Source organism: Pseudomonas sp. UBA5568, from assembly GCF_002425525.1.
GTDB classification, from domain to species: Bacteria; Pseudomonadota; Gammaproteobacteria; order Pseudomonadales; family Pseudomonadaceae; genus Aquipseudomonas; species Aquipseudomonas fulva.
Genome location: NZ_DIMK01000039.1, coordinates 129,157 through 148,491, shown reverse-complemented (window position 1 = coordinate 148,491; position 19,335 = coordinate 129,157). Strand labels below are relative to the sequence as shown.

General features: G+C 62.0%; 17 protein-coding genes and 2 pseudogenes. 7 read left to right on the top strand and 12 right to left on the bottom strand.

Features of this window, described 5'->3' with window-relative positions:
• Positions 1-426: methyl-accepting chemotaxis protein (locus B2S33_RS12445; RefSeq protein ID WP_288650381.1), on the top strand; the 426-nt coding region annotated here is incomplete at its 5' end.
• Positions 427-906: 480 nt separating this feature from the next.
• On the opposite strand, the gene B2S33_RS12440 is transcribed toward B2S33_RS12445, so the two are convergent.
• A complete protein-coding gene (locus tag B2S33_RS12440; protein ID WP_280076647.1) occupies positions 907-1,167 on the bottom strand; it encodes a hypothetical protein in 261 nt (86 codons plus the stop codon).
• A 185-nt stretch (positions 1,168-1,352) separates the two neighbouring features.
• A pseudogene (locus B2S33_RS12435) lies at positions 1,353-1,487 on the bottom strand (IS5/IS1182 family transposase); the annotation flags it as partial.
• Positions 1,488-1,771: 284 nt separating this feature from the next.
• Here B2S33_RS12435 and B2S33_RS12430 point away from each other — a divergent pair.
• On the top strand, positions 1,772-2,266 hold the full coding sequence (locus B2S33_RS12430; protein ID WP_027913797.1) for a hypothetical protein: 495 nt from the start codon (positions 1,772-1,774) through the stop codon (positions 2,264-2,266).
• Between the two features lie 135 nt (positions 2,267-2,401).
• On the opposite strand, the pseudogene B2S33_RS12425 reads toward B2S33_RS12430, so the two are convergent.
• The 5 genes and pseudogenes from B2S33_RS12425 to B2S33_RS12405 all read right to left on the bottom strand — a co-directional run.
• Positions 2,402-2,672 (bottom strand): annotated as a pseudogene (locus B2S33_RS12425) (IS630 family transposase); the annotation flags it as partial.
• A gap of 215 nt (positions 2,673-2,887) precedes the next feature.
• Positions 2,888-4,465, bottom strand: a complete 1,578-nt coding sequence (gene guaA / locus B2S33_RS12420) for a glutamine-hydrolyzing GMP synthase (protein WP_023533313.1) — start codon at positions 4,463-4,465, stop codon at positions 2,888-2,890.
• A 110-nt stretch (positions 4,466-4,575) separates the two neighbouring features.
• On the bottom strand, positions 4,576-6,045 hold the full coding sequence (gene guaB, locus B2S33_RS12415) for an IMP dehydrogenase (protein ID WP_023533362.1): 1,470 nt from the start codon (positions 6,043-6,045) through the stop codon (positions 4,576-4,578).
• A 135-nt stretch (positions 6,046-6,180) separates the two neighbouring features.
• The gene (locus tag B2S33_RS12410; RefSeq protein ID WP_027913795.1) at positions 6,181-6,732 is read right to left on the bottom strand and encodes a hypothetical protein; all 552 of its coding nucleotides are present in this window, start codon (positions 6,730-6,732) and stop codon (positions 6,181-6,183) included.
• Positions 6,733-6,780: 48 nt separating this feature from the next.
• Positions 6,781-7,548: a sulfite exporter TauE/SafE family protein gene (locus tag B2S33_RS12405; RefSeq protein WP_288650379.1), complete on the bottom strand. Its 768-nt coding sequence runs from the start codon at positions 7,546-7,548 to the stop codon at positions 6,781-6,783.
• Between the two features lie 100 nt (positions 7,549-7,648).
• On the opposite strand from B2S33_RS12405, the gene B2S33_RS12400 reads away from it, so the two are divergent.
• The 4 genes from B2S33_RS12400 to leuA all read left to right on the top strand — a co-directional run bounded on the left by B2S33_RS12400 (position 7,649) and on the right by leuA (position 12,923).
• Positions 7,649-8,557 (top strand): LysR family transcriptional regulator, encoded by a 909-nt coding sequence (locus B2S33_RS12400; RefSeq protein WP_049695560.1) that lies wholly within the window; start codon positions 7,649-7,651, stop codon positions 8,555-8,557.
• A 75-nt stretch (positions 8,558-8,632) separates the two neighbouring features.
• The gene (gene xseA, locus B2S33_RS12395; RefSeq protein ID WP_023533297.1) at positions 8,633-10,012 is read left to right on the top strand and encodes an exodeoxyribonuclease VII large subunit; all 1,380 of its coding nucleotides are present in this window, start codon (positions 8,633-8,635) and stop codon (positions 10,010-10,012) included.
• A 3-nt stretch (positions 10,013-10,015) separates the two neighbouring features.
• Positions 10,016-10,843, top strand: coding sequence for a M23 family metallopeptidase (locus tag B2S33_RS12390; protein WP_027913793.1), 828 nt, complete (start codon positions 10,016-10,018; stop codon positions 10,841-10,843).
• Positions 10,844-11,249: 406 nt separating this feature from the next.
• Positions 11,250-12,923: a 2-isopropylmalate synthase gene (leuA, locus tag B2S33_RS12385; RefSeq protein WP_023533308.1), complete on the top strand. Its 1,674-nt coding sequence runs from the start codon at positions 11,250-11,252 to the stop codon at positions 12,921-12,923.
• A gap of 196 nt (positions 12,924-13,119) precedes the next feature.
• Here the strand turns inward: leuA and B2S33_RS12380 are convergent, their stop codons facing one another.
• From B2S33_RS12380 to zwf, 3 genes are read right to left on the bottom strand one after another with little or no spacing between them, the layout of a single operon-like run.
• On the bottom strand, positions 13,120-13,800 hold the full coding sequence (locus tag B2S33_RS12380; RefSeq protein WP_288650378.1) for a bifunctional 4-hydroxy-2-oxoglutarate aldolase/2-dehydro-3-deoxy-phosphogluconate aldolase: 681 nt from the start codon (positions 13,798-13,800) through the stop codon (positions 13,120-13,122).
• A gap of 17 nt (positions 13,801-13,817) precedes the next feature.
• A complete protein-coding gene (pgl, locus tag B2S33_RS12375) occupies positions 13,818-14,543 on the bottom strand; it encodes a 6-phosphogluconolactonase (protein ID WP_414707716.1) in 726 nt (241 codons plus the stop codon).
• A complete protein-coding gene (zwf, locus tag B2S33_RS12370; RefSeq protein WP_027913791.1) occupies positions 14,530-15,999 on the bottom strand; it encodes a glucose-6-phosphate dehydrogenase in 1,470 nt (489 codons plus the stop codon). Before zwf ends, pgl begins: the two co-directional genes overlap by 14 nt.
• A 211-nt stretch (positions 16,000-16,210) precedes the next feature.
• Between zwf and hexR the strand changes: the two genes are divergently transcribed.
• Positions 16,211-17,074, top strand: a complete 864-nt coding sequence (gene hexR, locus B2S33_RS12365; RefSeq protein ID WP_173645906.1) for a DNA-binding transcriptional regulator HexR — start codon at positions 16,211-16,213, stop codon at positions 17,072-17,074.
• On the opposite strand, the gene B2S33_RS12360 is transcribed toward hexR, so the two are convergent.
• Together B2S33_RS12360 and B2S33_RS12355 are read right to left on the bottom strand one after the other, a co-directional pair.
• Entirely contained in the window at positions 17,067-17,921 is an 855-nt protein-coding gene (locus B2S33_RS12360) for a D-hexose-6-phosphate mutarotase (RefSeq protein WP_023533397.1), read from the bottom strand. The two genes, hexR and B2S33_RS12360, sit on opposite strands and share 8 nt — an antisense overlap.
• Positions 17,922-18,037: 116 nt before the next feature.
• Positions 18,038-19,330: a carbohydrate porin gene (locus B2S33_RS12355; RefSeq protein ID WP_225806717.1), complete on the bottom strand. Its 1,293-nt coding sequence runs from the start codon at positions 19,328-19,330 to the stop codon at positions 18,038-18,040.
• Between the last annotated feature and the right edge of the window lie 5 nt (positions 19,331-19,335).

Below are 19,335 nucleotides of genomic sequence, written 5' to 3'. Positions count from 1 at the left end.
GGCGAACAAGGCCGCGGCTTTGCGGTGGTAGCCGATGAGGTGCGCACGCTTGCCGGCCGTACACAAACGTCTGCCAACGAAATCCAGGAAATGATCACCCATCTACGCGAGGCATCGTACGCTGCGGTCACCACCATGCAGCACGGTGCGCAGCGCACTCGCGAGTCGGTGCAGCAGGCCGTGGGCGTGGCCACGACCCTGGGCACCACCGTGGGTAGTTTCGACGACATCGTCCAGCGCGCCCAGCAGATCGCCGTCGCCGCCCAGGAGCAGAGCCACGTGACGCAGGAAATCAACGAGCTGGCGGTACGGATCCATGCGGCCAGTGAAGAAGGCGCCCGGGATGCGAGTACGCTCAGGGAGTTGGGCAAGGGGATGCAGTCGATTTCGGCGCGGCTGGGTGGGTTGAGTCGCGGCGGTCGTTAGGGCTTGGGCTTGGGCTTGGCAGCCAAGCATTGAGTGAAAGGCTGTTATCCAATGCAAATGGGGCCGCTAAGCGGCCCCGTCCCTTCCGGCCTCCTGTAAGGGAGCCGAAAGCGCTTCAGCGCAATAGCTCGGTGGCCAACACGCTGTTGCTAAATGGCGTGGATCACGCCCACGCTATTCCAAAAGCAGCCTTTCGTCTGCGTCGTCTCAATAGCCAATCTCGGCCAGTCGAGCAAATGCATGGTAGTGGCTATGAGATCAAGGGTGATTCATGGCGCCTGAGTTGGGAACCCATACTGGCTTGAATGAGCCAGCAGAAGCTGGCTCTTTCTTTTCTAGAGAACTACTTCAGGATCGGGATCTCAGCCAATCTACCCTTGAGCGTGATGGCGTCTCACGGCAGGTGCTCGGTGATACCCAAACCAACCACATCAGTCGCCTTGGATACACCGTTGATTAATCGCACGCCTTGGGCGACGCTCATTTTCCCTGCAGGGAAGCCTCGTAAGGGTCGCAGGCCGGGTTAGGCTCGCCGAAGAAGACCGAGCGACACTCAGTCGGATCCAGGACATCCAGATCGAATTGGATGGCCGGATGCTTGATCTCGTTGACGCGGTTCCACTCCAGCACGCTTGCACTAGATAAGATCTGCGCTTCTGGCGGCGCAACGTTCAGGCTATAGCGCTCGATGAACTCAGCCCCCTGACATGTCAGACCATCGTTCCGCAGCCATGCGAACATCACCTTCTTCGGTCAATATGCACCTTCACCTGCGCAGCGAGTGGGGTGTTTTATAAGTACCATGGAAACATCAATTACCCAGCGCTCTTGCTACACGAGCGACCCGTTGAATTTGCCTTGGTTCAACCGGCGCGCCGCCAGCCAAACGACACCCCCATCATGCATCAGCACTTGCATTCGGGAAGTAGCGACAGGCCTTTATCTTGAAGATAACCGTTAATGACCGCGAGCCTCGCGCAGGTCAGTGGATGCTATTCCAGTAGGTGCCGGAATGTCATGTTCGTGATGTCTTCAGGTATCGGGGCCCTCAGGGTAAGGCGGTCAGGCGTCATCACACTGCAGGACTTGACCGGCGACTTCCTCTCCGCGGCCATTACGCTAACACGGCGGTTAATCAACTGATATTTTTGCCAGTATGAAAATCTATAAGGGCGCATTACGTTAGGTACGACGAAAGACAGACTTGAAAACCTAGACAGGCTGCACGCGTCTATTTTTCAATGAGTTCGATTTTGTCTTCTGCGTCATTAACAATGACGCTGGGGCATGAAAATACTGTCTTTTTCCACAGCTGTAACATTCATCAACAGGATAGAGGTGTCTTATGGGAAAGCGAAGAGAGTCTGCCTTTAAACTTTACTTTGGCTATGACGAGAATAACTCTAAAGCCATTGTGAGGTTCACCGATGATGATGGGCTAGGTATCGGTCTTGACGGTGGCGATGTAGCCAAGACGACGGCGGGTGCAATCTACAATAAGGACAGATATGGACGCGCCTTTCGCACAGATCACACCGAAGGCAAATTAAGGTCTACGTTATGGGTTGAAGTTGTAGACAGCTGGGAAAAAGACGGTAACTGGGGTGGTTACCTTAAGGTTGCCTGCGAGCACTTGAAGGGTCAGTACATCGATAGCACAAAAGGATGGGTGAGGCCCTACAGTAAAAAGTTCGACCCCGTGACGTTCGTCGACAAGGGCGATTATTACGAGATCTGGCAAAGAGAGCCTGGGACGGGTAGGCCATTGAGTATTGAGGGGGGGGTCTTGAGGTTCATGGATGACAAGACGAATATTGGCCATTGGAATATCAAGGACTAAATAGCAAAGACCCGTGTTCCGCCTGGGTAGTTCGTTAATCTAAAAGCCTCTGAATCGTTGGGCTATTTATTCAAAAAGATAACGAACTACCCGTTCAGGGCACTCGTGTGGTGCTTCATAAGTATCATGGAAACATCATTTGCCCAGCGCGCTTGCTGCACGAGCGACTGAGAGGAGGCTGTCACCAGCCTTCTCATGCCACCGGAATGGTTTCGGAGTCTGGTTGACGTTTCCAAGTAGTGCTCAATCGATGCTTCTAGATCTTGACGCTAACCTGTGCCTGCCGCTTGATCCATTTCTCGCTCAGCGTTGAGAAAAAGCGCTCGACCCCATTCAGGCACGAGGCCGGAGTCGGTGTGAAGTGCATGTTGTAGCGCGGACGCGCCGCGAGCCAGGCCCTGACTTTCGATACAGTGTCAATACTGAGGCAAACGACATGGTATTGAGCGTCATGCATGGCATTAGATGCAGTCAATACCCCGTACCATGTCACACAAACACCGTGCTTGGCGATGCAGAACTCTATCCGAATTTGCCAAACGCAAAAAGCCAAAAGCCCGCAATTACGCGGGCTTCAGGGCATTTTTTGCTAGATCGTGCCGGGCTATACCGGACGCAGGATCACTCCCACTCAATCGTCGCCGGCGGCTTGCTCGACACGTCGTAGGTCACCCGCGAGATACCGTCGATCTCGTTGATGATACGGCCGCTCACGGTTTCCAGCAGTTCGTAAGGCAGATGAGCCCAACGCGCGGTCATGAAGTCCACGGTCTCGACGGCGCGCAGGGCGACGACCCAGGCGTAGCGACGGCCGTCACCGACCACACCAACCGATTTCACTGGCTGGAACACCACGAAGGCCTGGCTGGTCTTGTGGTACCAATCAGCCTTGCGCAGCTCTTCGATGAAGATATGGTCCGCGCGACGCAGAATGTCGGCGTATTCTTTCTTCACTTCACCCAGGATGCGCACACCCAGGCCCGGGCCTGGGAATGGGTGGCGGTAGACCATGTCGTAGGGCAGGCCGAGTTCCAGGCCGATCTTGCGCACTTCATCCTTGAACAGCTCACGCAGTGGTTCGACCAGCTTGAGGTTCATTTCCTCCGGCAGGCCACCGACGTTGTGGTGGGACTTGATCACGTGGGCCTTGCCACTCTTGGCGCCAGCCGATTCGATCACGTCCGGGTAGATGGTGCCCTGGGCGAGGAACTGGATGTTCGGCAGCTTGCTGGCCTCGGCATCGAAGATGTCGATGAAGGTGCGGCCGATGATCTTGCGCTTCTTCTCCGGGTCGGCTTCGCCGGCCAGGTTGTCGAGGAACTGCTGTTCAGCGTCGGCACGGATCACCTTGACGCCCATGTTCTCCTTGAACATGGCCATCACCTGGTCACCCTCGTGCAGGCGCAGCAGGCCGTTGTCGACGAAGACGCAGGTCAGCTGGTCGCCGATGGCGCGGTGCAGCAGGGCCGCGACCACCGAACTGTCCACGCCGCCGGACAAGCCGAGCAGGACGTTGGCCGAACCCACTTGCTCACGCACCTGGGCGATGGCGTCCTCGACGATGTTGGACGGGGTCCACAGGGCTTCACAGCCGCAGATGTCCTGCACGAAACGGGACAGGATGCGACCGCCCTGTTTGGTGTGGGTCACTTCCGGGTGGAACTGCACGCCGTAATAGCCGCGCGTGTCGTCGAACATGCCGGCGATCGGGCAGCTCGGGGTGCTGGCCAGTACGTGGAAACCGGTCGGCAGCTGGGTGACCTTGTCACCGTGGCTCATCCACACGTCCAGGCCCAGTACGCCGTCGGCGTCGATATGGTCCTCGATGCCGTCGAGCAGGCGGCTCTTGCCGACCACGTCCACGCGGGCATAACCGAACTCACGCAGGTCGGACCCTTCGACCTTGCCGCCCATCTGTTCGGACATGGTCTGCATGCCGTAGCAGATGCCCAGCACAGGCACGTTCAGGTCGAACACGGCCTGGGGTGCACGGGGGCTGTTGGCTTCGTGAACCGACTCGGGGCCACCGGCGAGGATGATGCCGCGCGGGTTGAATTCGCGGATCGCTTCATCGTCCATGTCGAACGGGTGCAGTTCGCAGTACACGCCGATCTCGCGCACGCGGCGGGCGATCAGCTGGGTGTACTGGGAGCCGAAATCGAGGATGAGGATCCGGTGAGCGTGAATATCGAGGGCCATGGGGAATCTCTGATTCAGCTGCGAGCTTGAAGCTGCAAGCTGCAAGTTGATCGGGGAAAACGCAGTGGCTGCGCGAACGCAGCCACCGTCTGGAGCTTACCGCTGAGCAATCAGCCAACCCGGTAGTTGGGGGCTTCCTTGGTGATCTGCACGTCGTGGACGTGGGACTCGGCCATGCCGGCGCCCGTGATGCGTACGAATTCCGGCTTGGTGCGCATCTCTTCGATGGTGGCACTGCCGGTGTAGCCCATGGACGAACGCAGGCCGCCCATCAGCTGGTGAATGATCGCGGCCAGTGCGCCCTTGTACGGCACGCGGCCTTCGATACCTTCGGGGACCAGCTTCTCGGCACCGGCCGAGGAGTCCTGGAAGTAACGGTCGGAGGAGCCTTGCGACTGCGCCATGGCGCCCAGCGAACCCATGCCACGGTAGGCCTTGTAGGAGCGGCCCTGGAACAGTTCGACTTCGCCCGGCGCTTCTTCGGTACCGGCGAACATCGAACCCATCATCACGCAGCTGGCACCGGCGACGATGGCCTTGGACAGGTCACCGGAGAAGCGGATGCCGCCGTCGGCGATCAATGGCACACCGGTGCCTTCAAGGGCGGCGGCGACGTTGGCGATGGCGCTGATCTGCGGCACGCCGACACCGGCCACGATACGGGTGGTGCAGATCGAGCCAGGGCCGATACCGACCTTGACCGCGTCCGCGCCGGCTTCGGCCAGGGCCTTGGCAGCCGCGCCGGTGGCGATGTTGCCGCCGATCACCTGCACCTGCGGGTAGGTTTGCTTGACCCAGCGCACGCGCTCGATCACGCCCTTGGAGTGCCCGTGAGCGGTGTCGACCACGACCACGTCCACGCCAGCGGCGACCAGGGCGGCAACACGCTCGCCGGTGTCCTTGCCGGTGCCGACAGCAGCGCCAACGCGCAGACGACCCTGGTCGTCCTTGCTGGCCAGTGGGTAGGCCTTGGCCTTCTCGATGTCCTTGACGGTCATCATGCCCTTGAGGCTGAAGTGCTCGTCGACGATCAGCACTTTCTCGAGGCGGTGCTTGTGCAGCAGCTCGCGCACCTCGTTCTTGTCCGCGCCCTCGCGGACGGTGACCAGGCGTTCCTTGGGCGTCATCACTTCGCGGACCCTGGCGTCCAGGCGGCTTTCGAAGCGCACGTCGCGGGAGGTCACGATACCGACCAGGTCACCGTTTTCCAGCACGGGCACGCCGGAAATGTTGTTCAGGCGCGTCAGGTCGAACAGATCACGCACGGTGGCGTCGGCCTCGATGGTGATCGGGTCCTTGACCACGCCAGCCTCGAACTTCTTGACCTTGCGCACTTCGCCGGCCTGTTGCTCGATGGTCATGTTCTTGTGGATGATGCCGATGCCGCCTTCCTGGGCCATGGCGATGGCCAGGCGCGCTTCGGTGACGGTGTCCATGGCAGCGGAGACCAGCGGGATGTTCAGCTCGATGCCACGGGTCAAACGGGTCTTGAGACTGACTTCATTGGGCAGTACCTCGGAATAACCAGGTACAAGGAGAATATCGTCGAAGGTCAGGGCTTCTTGGCTGATACGCAACATCGCGGGGGCTCCCGGGCGGGAAAAATGGAAGCGCGCCATTATACTCATGCGTGCCGTGCCACTCAATGTAAATCAAGCCTGAAGTTACAAGTGGCCGTTGCTGCCCTGCGCGCTACCGCCCTGCCCGGCCGCTCGTCAGGCGAGCCGGACCTGCACCACCGCCACCGGTTGGTCCAGCCAATCGGCGAAGCTGTCGATGAACGCCTGGGTGAACCCGGCATCGCCCCAGTTGTTGAAGATGAAGCCCAGGTTGGAAAAGGCACAGGGTTGCAGGAACAGAAAGCCGTTGATGTCGTCTTCGAACCCGCACAGCGGGCACGTGAAGTTGTCGCTGACCCCAGGCATCCACTCTTCCAGGCTGTCGAACAACGGCTCGCCCACTTCCCGCCGGCACTGCGGGCAGCCTGCCTCTTCCTTGAAGCCCTCGGTGGGCGTATAGATGCAGCGCTTGAGCATCACCTCAAGGCCGTTGACCGGCGCACCGAAGGGCAGTTTGTCGGGGTGCAGCGCCACCTTGCGAGCACCTGGCCCAAGGGCATGGGCCATGCGGTTGCCGGTACGCCCGCAGGTGGTCAGCTGCTCTTCCACGACCTTTTCGCGGACCAGCCAGCGCAGGATGGCGCGGGCGCGGGCCTCGTGCACCGGGACGGTGGACTGCCTGGGAACGATGATGCTTTGGGTATTCATGAGCGGGACAAGCCTTGGATCGGGTAGTCGGCCAATTCTACCCCCTGCTCAAGCGCTCACATAGCGAGCGATGAGCGCCAGGCCGCTGGCCAGCACCAACCAGGTGACCAGCCGCACGAAGACCTCGCGTGACAGCCTGTGCGCGAGCCTGCGCCCAGCCCACAGGCCGATGACCATCACCGGCAACAGGCAGGCCGCCATCAGCAGCAGTTGTCGATCGGCGTAGACACCGGCGACCAGGAACAGCGTCAGGCGCACCAGGGTGCTGCAAGTGATCAACGCGCTCTGGGTGGCGCGCACCTGCGCCTTGTCGGGCAGGCGAGCGCTCAGGTAAAGGGCGTAGAGAAAGCCGCCACTGCCGAACAAGGCCCCGAACAGCCCGCCCACGGTGCCCATTGGTGCCGCCCACCACCCGGCAAGCGAGGCCGGGCGTACCTTCAGCGCCAGGCTATAGAACGCGTAGGCGGTGATGAACAGCCCCATCAGCAGCATCAGCAGGTCCGATTTGAGCTGCAGCAGGAACACAACGCCCAGGGTGCACCCCAGCGCCATGAACGGCAGCAGGCGCAGCAATTCGCCCCGTACCACATCGCGCCGCGAGGGCAGCAGGTTGCCGAACGCCGCCACGAAATCGAGCAACACCAGCAAGGGAATGATCTGCGACAGCGGCATGAAATGGATCAGCACCGGGCCTGCCACCAACGCCGTGCCGAAGCCGGCGATGCCGAACACCACATAGGCCGCCGCGATACCCAGCACGATGGGTAGCCAGTCAAGCCCCGAGAACGGTAGTGCTATGGCGAAGTCAGCAAGCATCGGCGCATTGTCCTTGAAGGTTCAGCGCACCATAACCAAACCCGTGTCATGCCGGCTAATATGCAATCTCGCCTTGATCCATCTCGAAATGGCATCGCTCATGATCTCGACCCGTCAGTTACGTTACTTCGTGGAAATTGCCGAATGTGGCAGCTTCAGTGCTGCGGCCGAACGGCTGTATGTCGCCCAGTCCGCCCTCAGCCGCCAGGTGCGCGAGCTTGAATTGCAGCTGGACACGGCGTTGTTCGAACGCACGGCCAGGTTGCCTCGCCTGACCGATGCGGGCCGGGCGTTCCTGCCGCGTGCGCGCAACCTGCTGCTGGACCTGGACAAGGCTGGCGAGCTGGCCCGAGCCGTTGGCCAGGGCCTGCGCGGCAGCCTGAACATCAGCCACTCCAGCACGGTGCCGCTGACCGGTCGGTTGCTTGAGCACTTGGGTGAGTACTTGCGGACCAACCCAGGCGTGAGCATGGAGATCGCCCAGCTGTCCTCCGAAGGGCAGCTTGCAGCCCTGGCCGAAGGTCGCCTGGACATCGGGCTGCTGAGACTGCCGGTGCTGCGTCAGCACGATGGGTTGTGCGTCGAGCCGCTCTTCGAAGAGCCCCTGCTGCTGGCGCTTGCCCCTACCCATGAGCTGGCAGCGCGCGATTGCATCGCCTTGGCGGAGCTTTCGAGCCAGCCGTTCATCTCCATTCCCCACCACCAACGCGGTGGCCTGAGCTATCTGTCTGCCGAGCTGTGCATGGCGGCGGGGTTCTTTCCCCAGCCTGCGCGGGTGGTGTCGCGCAAGACCACGCAGTTGCAGCTGATCCAGGCGGGGTTCGGGGTGGCTTTGCTGCCACGCTGCATGCAGGACATCGCCCCTCCTGCGCTGCGGTTCATCCCGCTGACGGACCCCGGCTGCGTCAGCACCGTCGCCATCGCTCACCGTCGCGATGCCGGGCCGCTGGTTAGCCAGTTCATCGAGCACATGACCTGCGCAGCTTCGGCAATCGGTACGCCAGGGTAGGCACCCGCGATCCAGGTCAGTTCCTGATCGACCGGGCACGACACCCGGCCCCCTCATCCTTTATAGTGCCTTCCCATGATCAAAGACCCTTTCGAACGCCTCGGCCTTGACCGTGATGTGCTCACCGTCAGCCAACTCAATGGCCGCGCCCGGGTGCTGCTGGAAGACGTTTTCCGCAGCGTGTGGGTGGAGGGCGAGATTTCCAACCTGGCCCGGCCGGCCTCCGGTCACATGTACTTCACCCTCAAGGACAGCGGTGCCCAGGTGCGCTGCGCCCTCTTCCGGCAGAGCGCCACGCGGGTGCGCCAGGCACTGCGTGATGGCCTGGCGGTACGGGTGCGCGGCAAGGTGTCCCTGTTCGAAGGCCGTGGCGACTATCAGCTGATCCTCGATACGGTGGAGCCTGCTGGCGATGGTGCGCTGCGCCTGGCTTTCGAGGCGCTCAAGGAAAAGCTTGGCGCCGAGGGCTTGTTCAGCACCGACAGCAAGCGCGCGCTGCCTGCGCATCCCCAGCGTATCGGCATCATCACCTCCCCCACCGGGGCCGTGATCCGCGACATCATCAGTGTGTTCGCCCGTCGCGCGCCCCAGGTGGAGTTGAACCTGATCCCCACCGCCGTGCAGGGCCGCGAAGCCATCGCCCAGATCGTGCGGGCCATTCGCCTGGCCGACAGCCGCGGTTTCGACGCATTGATCCTGGCCCGCGGTGGCGGTTCGCTGGAGGACCTGTGGTGCTTCAACGAGGAAGCCGTGGCGCGCGCCGTGGCCGCGTGCAAGACGCCGATCGTGAGCGCCGTGGGCCATGAAACCGACGTGTCGATCAGCGACTTCGTAGCCGACGTGCGTGCCCCTACCCCGTCTGCTGCGGCCGAGCTGCTTGCTCCCGACAGCAGCGGGTTGCAGCATCGCCTGGACGGCCTGCAACGGCGCCTGACCCTGCGCATGCAGAACCGGTTGGTGCATGATCGCCTGCGCCTGGAGTCGCTGATTCGCCGCTTGCGCCATCCGGGCGAACGCCTGCGTCAGCAGGCTCAGCGCCTTGATGACCTGGACATGCGCCTGCGCCGTGCCTTCCTGCACAACCTCAATCAGCGCCGCGAGCGCCTGGTGCGCCTGGAGACGCGCCTGGCTGCGCAACATCCCGGGCGCACCCTGGCCCTGCTGGGCCAGCGCCTGGACAGCCTGGCCGAGCGACTGCCACGGGCCATGCGCGACGTGCTCAAGGACCGGCGCCAGCGCTTCCAGGCCCAGCTACAGACCCTGCAAATTGTCAGCCCCCTGGCGACGCTGGCGCGCGGCTACAGCATTCTGCTCGACGAACAAGGCCAGGCCATCCGCAGCGCCGAACAGACGCGCAACGGCCAGCGCCTCACCGCACGCCTCAACGAAGGCGAGCTGCAGGTGCGGGTCGAAGATAACCACCTGACTCCGGTCACGCTCTCACTTCTGGATTGACCCATGCCCCGCTTGCTCGCGTCACTGCTCGCCCTCGCCTTCACCGTCCTGAGCGCCACAGCCCAGGCCAGCTACATCACCCGCACGCTGAACAAGCCGGTGCCCGGCGGCGTTGCAGTGGTCGACCTAGGGCCGGCAGCCAGTGCCCCCAGCGCACGCTTCGATGGCAAGCCGGTGCTGGTGGTCAAGGAACAGGACAACTGGTTGGCCATCGTCGGTATCCCCCTGACCCAGAAGCCTGGGCAGGCGGTGGTGCAGCAAGGCAGCCGAAGCCTGCCCTTCACCGTGGGCCACAAGCAGTACCCCGAACAGCGCATCACCTTGAAGAACACCCGCCAGGTCAACCCCAATCCGGCCGACCTCAAGCGCATCGATCGCGAACTGGCCGAGCAGATCAAGGCCTACCGCAGCTTCAGCCCGGCATTGCCAAGCAACCTGATCCTCGACAAGCCGGTCAATGGGCCGCTGTCGAGCAAGTTCGGCGTGCGCCGGTTCTTCAATGGTGAAGAGCGCAACCCCCATGCGGGCCTGGATTTCGCCGTACCAGCGGGTACGCCGATCAAGACGCCAGCCAATGGCAAGGTGATTCTGGTAGGCGATTATTTTTTCAATGGCCGCACGGTGTTCGTCGACCACGGGCAGGGCTTCATCAGCATGTTCTGCCATATGTCCAGGATCGACGTGCAGAACGGGCAGCAGCTGCGTCGTGGCGATGTGGTCGGGCGCGTTGGCTCAACGGGGCGCGCGACCGGGCCGCACATGCACTGGAACGTCAGCCTGAACGATGCGCGTGTTGACCCGGCGATCTTCATCGGTGCCTTTCAGCCCTGAGGCCGGGCTGACTCTGCGTCGATAGACCCTTGAGCCGCCCGACGAAACGGGCGGCGGTTGCCGGGCCAACGCAGATCTGAAGCCCTTCTGAACGGTTGACACACCATTGCGCCAAAGAAAAATACTGCGCAACAGATGCAAAGCATTCAAATGCTAGCCACAAGAAAATCTCGCAATAGCGCTTTTTTTGAGCATTTCTCTCAATTTTTTTTCAACGCTTGCCAACCCTCAGCCCACTGGTTAGGGTTGAGGCCATGAAAACCTTCAGCACCCTCATCTTGCTCCGACAACATCGCAGCCTCTGCCTGGTCAGCGCTCGACTACCAGGCTGAATCGCGTCGCCTCGCCCCCACCTCGTTACTGCTCGGCAGGCCCGATCTCGGCCGCACATAAAAGGATTGCTTCCATGACCATGCTCAAAGACCCTTCGAAGAAATACCGCGCCTTCCCCACCATCGACCTGCCCGACCGTACCTGGCCGTCCAAGACCATCACCGAGGCGCCCATCTGGTGCAGCTCGGACCTGCGGGACGGTAACCAGTCGCTGATCGAGCCGATGGATGCGGAGAAGAAGCTGCGGTTCTGGAAGACCTTGGTGCAAGTGGGCGTGAAGGAAATCGAAGCCTCCTTCCCTTCGGCCTCGCAAACCGACTTCGACTTCGTCCGCACCTTGATCGAAGACGGTCATATTCCAGAGGACACCACCATCCAGGTGCTGACCCAGGCGCGTGAAGACCTGATTGCCCGTACCTTCGAGTCCCTGCGCGGCGCCAAGAAGGCCATCGTTCACCTGTACAACGCCACCTGCCCGGCTTTCCGCCGCATCGTCTTCAACCAGGACAAGCAGGGCGTGAAGGACATCGCGGTAAACGCAGCCAAGCTGTTCGTCAAATACGCCGCACAGCAGCCGGACACGCACTGGACATTCCAGTACTCGCCCGAAACCTTCAGCGCTACCGAGATGGAATTTGCCAAGGAAGTGTGCGATGCGGTCATCGAGGTGTGGAACCCCACGCCCGAACACAAGATCATCCTCAACCTGCCGGCTACCGTCGAAGTCGCCACGCCCAACGTGTACGCCGACCAGATCGAATGGTTCTGCCGCCACATCAACCGCCGTGACAGCGTGATCATCAGCCTGCACTGCCACAACGACCGGGGAACCGGCATCGCCGCGACCGAGCTGGGCCTGATGGCCGGCGCCGACCGTGCCGAGGGCTGCCTGTTCGGCAATGGTGAGCGTACCGGCAACGTCGACCTGGTGACGCTGGCCTTGAACCTGTACACCCAGGGCATCGATCCGGGCCTGGATTTCTCCGATATCGACGGTGTGCGCAAGGTCGTCGAAGAATGCAACCAGCTGCCGGTACACCCGCGCCACCCGTACGTAGGCGACCTGGTGCACACAGCCTTCTCCGGCTCGCACCAGGATGCCATTCGCAAGGGCCTGGCCAAGCAGCAGGAAGGCGAGCTGTGGGAAGTTCCGTACCTGCCGATCGACCCGGCCGATATCGGCCGTAGCTACGAGGCCGTGATTCGCGTCAACAGCCAGTCCGGCAAAGGCGGCATCACCTACCTGCTCGAGCAGGAATACGGCATCAGCCTGCCGCGCCGCATGCAAATCGAGTTCAGCCAGGTTGTGCAGGGCGAAACCGACCGCCTGGGCCTGGAAATGACGGCGCAGCAGATCTACAGCTTGCTGCACAAGGAATACTTGCAAGCCAATGCGCCATACGCGCTGGTCAGCCATCGCCTGCAGGAAGAAAACGGCCACAGTGCCGTGGAAGTGGAAGTCGCTGGCGAAGGCGAGACCACGCTGCACTGGCGCGGCAAGGGCAATGGCGCCCTGGAAGCCCTGGTTGCCGGCCTGCCGGTTGCCGTCGAAATCATGGACTACAACGAACATGCCATCGGCGCCGGCACCAACGCCAAGGCAGCGGCCTACATCGAGTTGCGTGTAGCCGGCGGGCGTCCTGTGCACGGTGTGGGTATCGATGAAAACATCACCACAGCCAGCTTCAAGGCCCTGTTCAGCGCGCTGAACCGCTCGCTGAGCCAGCAAGAGGCCAAGGCGGCCTGAGTGCTGTCAGGGAGAAAGCGGCCTCTTTAGCCGATGTTGTTGACTCGGGATTGTTGGGGCCGCTTTGCGGCCCCAACGTTCTAAAGGCACACTTACCTCTACCGTCTACGCGCTCACCACCCGCAAGCGGCAAACGGCAGGCAAAAAAATGGGCGCCGACCAAGCGCCCAAAAAGCCGTAAAGCACACACCGAAATTCAGTGACCGTCCACCAGCGCCATGGCCTCGGCACTGCAGGCCTCGATGCGAGCCCAGTCGCCATTCTTGATCCAGCTGCTGTCGAGCATCCAGGTGCCGCCTACACACATCACATTGGCCAAGGCCATGTAATTGCGCACGTTGGCCGGGTTGACGCCGCCGGTGGGGCAGAAACGGATATCGCCAAACGGGCCGGCAAAGGCTTTGATCGCCGCCACGCCACCGCTGATTTCGGCGGGGAACAGCTTGAAACGGCGGTAGCCCAGCGCGTAGCCCATCATGATTTCGGACGGGGTGCTGACACCCGGCAGCAATGGGATTTCGCTCTCCACACCTGCTTGGAGCACATCCTGGGTAATGCCGGGCGTGACGACGAACTGGGCGCCAGCGGCCTCGACGGCTGCAAACATGGCGCGATCGAGCACCGTCCCGGCGCCTACACACAGTTCGGGGCGCTGCTCACGCAGCACTTCGATGGCCTTCAGGCCATGCTGTGAACGCAGGGTCACTTCCAGCGTGCGGATACCGCCGGCTGCCAGGGCATCGGCCAGTGGCAGGATGTCCTGTTCGCGGGCGATGGTGATCACCGGCAGGATGCGCGCCGCTTCGCAGATGGCGTCGACCCGCGCGGCCTTGTCGGCCATCGAGAGCTTGGGCTGTGGACGTTCGAGGGTGATCATTGCTGTGGATCCTTGGCTCATGGGCACCAGTAGATGTCCAGGGGTGCGTGAAGAAAAGCGCGAATGGGCATTTCGGCGAAGTCGTCATCCGCCAGCGCGGCGCGCAGGGTAGCGAGTTTGCCTGGCCCTTGCACGGACAATGCGGTGAACCCTGCCGTGGCCAGCAGCGATCGGGTCATGGAAAGACGCTGATGGGGAACGGTTGGCGCCATTAGCGGTAGGCAACGGCGGGGATTGTTTGGATCAAGGCCCTCGGCCAAGTTGGGACTGGCTGGGAACAGCGAGGCCGTATGGCCATCGTCACCCATACCCAGTACCAGCACGTCGATGGGCGGCAGATCGGCCAGGGCGCGATCGGCCTGCTCTGCAGCTTCTTCCAGCGAAGGCGCTTGCTGGTACAAGCCAATGAAGCGCGCTTGGGCGGCCTGCCCTGTGAGCAGGTGCCGGGCCAACAGGCCGGCATTGCTGTCGGCGTGCTCCACCGGCACCCAGCGCTCATCGGCAAGGCTAACCGTCACCTTGCTCCAGTCCATGTCCTGCTTGGCCAGTTGCTCGAGAAAAGGCACCGGGCTGCGTCCACCAGACAGCACGACGCAGGCCTGGCCTTTAGCGTCGATGGCCGCCCGCAGGCGCTCACTCACATCCTTGGCCAATGTGTCAGCCAGGGTGCTTGCGTCGGGCAGTTGATGCACCTCGGTGCTCGTCGGAAACTGCAAGTCGGACAATGTTTCAGATGTCGCCATACCAGGCCCTCCCATCGCGGGTGATCAAAGCAATCGAGCTCATTGGCCCCCAGCTGCCCGCAGCATAGGGCTTGGGGGCGTCGCCTGTGTTGCGCCAGCCGGCAATCAGCTGGTCACACCACTTCCAGGCGTACTCGATTTCGTCCTTGCGCACGAACAGGTTCTGGTTGCCCCGCATCACTTCAAGCAGCAAGCGTTCATAGGCGTCCGGAATCCGCGCGCTACGCCAGGCGTCGGAAAAATTCAGTTGCAGCGGGCCACTGCGCAGTTGCATACCCTTGTCCAGCCCTTGCTCCTTGGTCATCACGCGCAGGGAGATACCTTCGTCCGGCTGCAGGCGAATGATCAACTTGTTGCCCACCTGCAAACGCTGTTCCGGGGCAAAGATGTAGTGCGGCGTTTCCTTGAAGTGGATGACGATCTGCGACAGCTTTTGCGGCATGCGCTTGCCGGTGCGCAGATAGAACGGCACGCCCGACCAGCGCCAGTTGCGAATGTCGGCGCGCAGAGCGACGAAGGTCTCGGTGTCGCTCTGGCTGTTGGCGTTGTCTTCTTCAAGGTAACCCGGCACCGGCTTGCCATCGCTGTAGCCGGCAATGTACTGGCCGCGCACCACCCGCGTGCTCAACCCGTCTCCGGTGATTGGCGCCAGCGCCTTGAGCACCTTGACCTTCTCGTCGCGAATGGCGTCGGCCGACAGCTCGCTCGGCGGGTCCATGGCAATCAGGCACAGCAATTGCAACAGGTGGTTCTGGATCATGTCGCGCAACTGCCCGGCCTTGTCGAAGTAGCCCCAGCGACCCTCGATACCCACCTTCTCCGCCACCGTGATTTCCACGTGGGAGATGGAGTTCTGGTTCCATTGGGTTTCGAACAGGCTGTTGGCGAAGCGCAAGGCGATCAGGTTCTGTACCGTCTCCTTGCCCAGGTAGTGGTCGATGCGATAGACGCGGCTTTCGGGAAAGAACCGCGCCACGGCATCATTGACCCGGCGTGAGGACTCAAGGTCGTGACCGATCGGCTTCTCCAGTACCACACGGGTGCGCTCGCTCAGGCCCGCCTTGTCCAGGTTTTCGCTGATGGCACCATACACAACGGCGGCCGTGGCGAAGTAGGCGATCAGGGGATGCCCGTCAGGCACTTGCGCGGCCAGGGCCTGATAGCCTTCTGGCTGCAGAAAATCCAGGTGCTGGTAATCGAGCCTTGCCAGGAAGCGCTCGAGCGCCGGAGCCTCGATGTCGGCCTCGGGCACATGTTTGCGCAAGTGGGCTTCGATGCTGTTCAGGTGATCCTGGGCGCTGCCAGCCTCACGCGCCAGCGCCAGCAGGCGCGTCTGGGCGTGCAATAGCCCGGCGCGGTCGAGCTGGTACAGCGCAGGGAAGAGCTTGCGCAGGGCCAGGTCGCCCAGGGCGCCAAACAGGGCAAATGTGCAAGGTTCGACACTGATTGCAGCCATGATGTTGGTTCTTTCCTAAAGTTGATTTAGAAATACCGTTTTCAGTTAGGGTTTTCAAGGAAAAATGTAGTAAAAACCATAACATTATTCGGATGTATGACAGACGAGTGGTGCGCAATCGGCGCCGCCAGTACGATAGACGACCCTGCAAACAGGCCTGCTGCTCCCTCAGCTGGCTGTCTTCCCGACCCAAGGACACCCCATGGACCGCGTGAGAAACCTCCTGGAACAGATCCAGGGACGCCTCGACGAGCTGAACAAGGCCGAACGCAAAGTCGCCGAAGTCATCCTGCTCAACCCGCAACAAGCCACACGCTTCAGCATCGCGGCGCTGGCCCAGGCGGCCAAGGTCAGCGAACCGACCGTCAACCGCTTCTGCCGCTCCTTCGGTGTCAGCGGTTACCCGGAGCTGAAACTGCAACTGGCGCAAAGCCTGGCCAGCGGCGCTGCCTACGTCAGCCGTGCAGTGGAGGCCGATGACGATCCGGCGGCCTATACCCAGAAAATCTTCGCCAGCGCCATCGCTTCGCTCGACAGTGCCTGCCAGCAGCTGGATCCCCAGCAGGTCAGCCGCGCAGTCGACATGATGATCCAGGCTCGGCAGATTCACTTCTTCGGCCTGGGCGCTTCCGCGCCGGTGGCGCTGGATGCCCAGCACAAGTTCTTCCGCTTCAACCTGGCAGTGTCGGCGCATGCCGACGTACTGATGCAACGCATGCTGGCCTCGGTGACCCATACTGGCGACCTGTTCGTGATCATTTCCTACACCGGGCGTACTCGCGAGCTGGTGGAAGTAGCCCGTCTGGCCAGGGAAAACGGCGCCTCGGTGCTGGGCCTGACAGCGGCCGGGTCGCCGCTGGCCAACGCCTGCAGCCTTAGCCTTCACATCCCCCTGCCCGAAGACACCGACATCTATATGCCGATGACCTCGCGCATCATCCAGTTGACCGTACTCGATGTGCTGGCCACCGGCATGACCTTGCGCCGGGGCGTGGATTTCCAGCCACACCTGCGCAAAATCAAGGAAAGCCTCAACGCCAGTCGCTACCCCATCGAGGACGACGAACTCAGCTGAGCCGGTGCGCCTGCAGACTCAAGTGCGCGCGCTGCCCCGGTGCCAGGCTCAGGCCGTCGTCGCTGCCGCTGGCAGCCTCCACACACACGAAACGCTGGCACTCGCGCCCGGTAACCCCCAATAGCGGCCGGCTGCCGGGGTGCCATACGACCGTGTCGTCGCTGTCGCCGGTGTCGATGCACAGCTGGCGCTGCCAGGCCGGGTCATGCAGTTGCACGCGCGGAATGCCCGGATAGACCCGCTGGCAGCCGCCCTTGGGCTTGAGCGCCCCGTCCTGGCGGCATGCCTGACGGTTGAGGTGGTCGTACCCCTCGATGTCCTCGAGCCCGGACAGCGCTACCTCCGACACGTCACTGATACGCCAGTAGGCCAGCAAGGCATGACTCAACTGGCACGGCTCGCTGTCCTGATGCTCGGTGCTCAGGCTCAACTCCATGCGGCTGCCCAGCCGCGCCTCCAGGTCGACCTGCCAGTCGCACAGTTCCAGGCGCCACTTGAGGACCACGCCCTGCTCATCCTCATGACTGTCCATCAGCTTCCAGTCCAGCAGGCGGGCCCAACCGTGGGCAGGCCACAGGTCTTCACTGGGATGGCGCCCGTACCAGGGCCAGCAGACCGGCACCCCGCCGCGAATGGCGCCCACCTGTGGCCACTGTTCTGCGCACCACAGCCAGGGCCGTTCACCTGTGGGCTGGAAATGCAGCAACTGTGCCCCCTGGCGACTGAAAGCCGCCTGGCACAGGGGATGATCGATGATCAGCACATCGCGCTGCTGGTAGCGCTCCCATTCGAACGTCGGCCGGGGCCGCCGCGCGGCGAAGAAGCGATGGAGCGGATGCTCAGGCATAGTGCAGGGCTCTTGTTGTTTGAGGTAGCGCTGTCTTGGCCTGTCCACGGCAACCACTGCAGGTCAGTGGTTGCCGGGCGCCAAACGGGATTGGCGTAAATTTACAACAAATGCACTTAGAAAGACGACTGAATCTTCAGGCCTGCCACCAGCGCATTGTCCACTTCATCCACGCCGCCGGGGCTCTTGATGTACTGAAGGTTCGGCCGCACGGTCAGCCAGTTGGTGACGTGGAAGCCGTAGTACAGCTCGGCGTTGTACTCGGTACGTTGCAGCGGGACGAAGCCTGGGTTGTCGTAGTCGTTGATGCCGCTCATGTCGTTGAGCTGGCGCGCACGCTTGCGCACATCGTCATTGACGTGGATGCGGGCGATACCGAAACCGATGTCATCCTTGGGCCGGGCGTCGAAGGCGCCTTTGTATACCATGCCCACCTGCTGGTAGTTGTCGACCACGTTGGTGGCCTTGTCGTGCACCGTGAAGTTGGCGAACAGGCTCAGCCCGCGGTTGACGTCGCCCGCCTGGGCCGTCACCTGCTGTTGCGCCACCACCCACCAGCCGTGCTTGCTAGAGTGCGACTTGAAGCCCGAACCACTGAGCCCTTGGGCGTTGCCGTTGACGTCCTTGTACACATCTTCGGCATCGGCGGTGCTGTAGTAATAGCCCAGGCGGTATTCGCCGGGCAGGCCGTTGAGCTTCGGCGTCCAGACCATTTCCACCGGCAGGATCGCGCCCTTGGTGCCGCTGCCGCTCAGCTTGAAGCCATTGCCGGTTTCCAGGTTGGACGGGTTCTGCTCGTAGGCACCGACTTGTACATAGAACTCGGGGGTGACGTTGTACTTGACGCGCGTCGCCCATTGGCTGACGGGCCAGTTGTACCAGATACCGCCCACCCAGTTACCCACTTGCGAGCCGCAGAACGCCAGGTTCTGGAAGTCGCAAGGGAAACTGTTGAAGTCCTCGCCCGGCCCGAAGCGGCCGAATTTCACATCCAGCGCGCCGTCGAAGTACTTCTGTTTGAACCACATCTGGGTCAAGCGCCAGGTCTGGCCGCGTCCCCACACTTCCTGCACCGAGCTGAACTGCCCGGCGCGTGGGTCGCTGATGCGGTCGTTGGACAGGTTGCGACCGCTTCGCTCGGTGATGGCCAGTTTGAATTCGGCATCGTGCCAGCCGAAGATCTTCTGCAGGTCCAAGTGCGCACCCAAGGCGAACTGGTCACTGTAGCGGGCGGTCTTGTCGTTGTTGTAGCCACCGTGGAGGTTGCTGGCCACTTCGCCAACGTAATCGACGGTGAAGTCGTAGCCTTTTTCCAGCAGCTCGGTGCGGGTGCCGCCCCAATCACCGGTCATCCATTTCGACTCGCTGGAGAAAGCTTCGGCAGCCTGCAGGCCAGTACTGACGGCCATCGCCA

Coding starts and splice junctions, on each gene's coding strand:
- B2S33_RS12440 (WP_280076647.1), bottom strand. CDS start 1,167: ATGTTCGCATGGCTGCGGAACGATGGTCTGACATGTCAGGGGGCTGAG.
- B2S33_RS12430 (WP_027913797.1), top strand. CDS start 1,772: ATGGGAAAGCGAAGAGAGTCTGCCTTTAAACTTTACTTTGGCTATGAC.
- guaA (WP_023533313.1), bottom strand. CDS start 4,465: ATGGCCCTCGATATTCACGCTCACCGGATCCTCATCCTCGATTTCGGC.
- guaB (WP_023533362.1), bottom strand. CDS start 6,045: ATGTTGCGTATCAGCCAAGAAGCCCTGACCTTCGACGATATTCTCCTT.
- B2S33_RS12410 (WP_027913795.1), bottom strand. CDS start 6,732: ATGAATACCCAAAGCATCATCGTTCCCAGGCAGTCCACCGTCCCGGTG.
- B2S33_RS12405 (WP_288650379.1), bottom strand. CDS start 7,548: ATGCTTGCTGACTTCGCCATAGCACTACCGTTCTCGGGGCTTGACTGG.
- B2S33_RS12400 (WP_049695560.1), top strand. CDS start 7,649: ATGATCTCGACCCGTCAGTTACGTTACTTCGTGGAAATTGCCGAATGT.
- xseA (WP_023533297.1), top strand. CDS start 8,633: ATGATCAAAGACCCTTTCGAACGCCTCGGCCTTGACCGTGATGTGCTC.
- B2S33_RS12390 (WP_027913793.1), top strand. CDS start 10,016: ATGCCCCGCTTGCTCGCGTCACTGCTCGCCCTCGCCTTCACCGTCCTG.
- leuA (WP_023533308.1), top strand. CDS start 11,250: ATGACCATGCTCAAAGACCCTTCGAAGAAATACCGCGCCTTCCCCACC.
- B2S33_RS12380 (WP_288650378.1), bottom strand. CDS start 13,800: ATGATCACCCTCGAACGTCCACAGCCCAAGCTCTCGATGGCCGACAAG.
- pgl (WP_414707716.1), bottom strand. CDS start 14,543: ATGGCGACATCTGAAACATTGTCCGACTTGCAGTTTCCGACGAGCACC.
- zwf (WP_027913791.1), bottom strand. CDS start 15,999: ATGGCTGCAATCAGTGTCGAACCTTGCACATTTGCCCTGTTTGGCGCC.
- B2S33_RS12360 (WP_023533397.1), bottom strand. CDS start 17,921: ATGCCTGAGCATCCGCTCCATCGCTTCTTCGCCGCGCGGCGGCCCCGG.
- B2S33_RS12355 (WP_225806717.1), bottom strand. CDS start 19,330: ATGGCCGTCAGTACTGGCCTGCAGGCTGCCGAAGCTTTCTCCAGCGAG.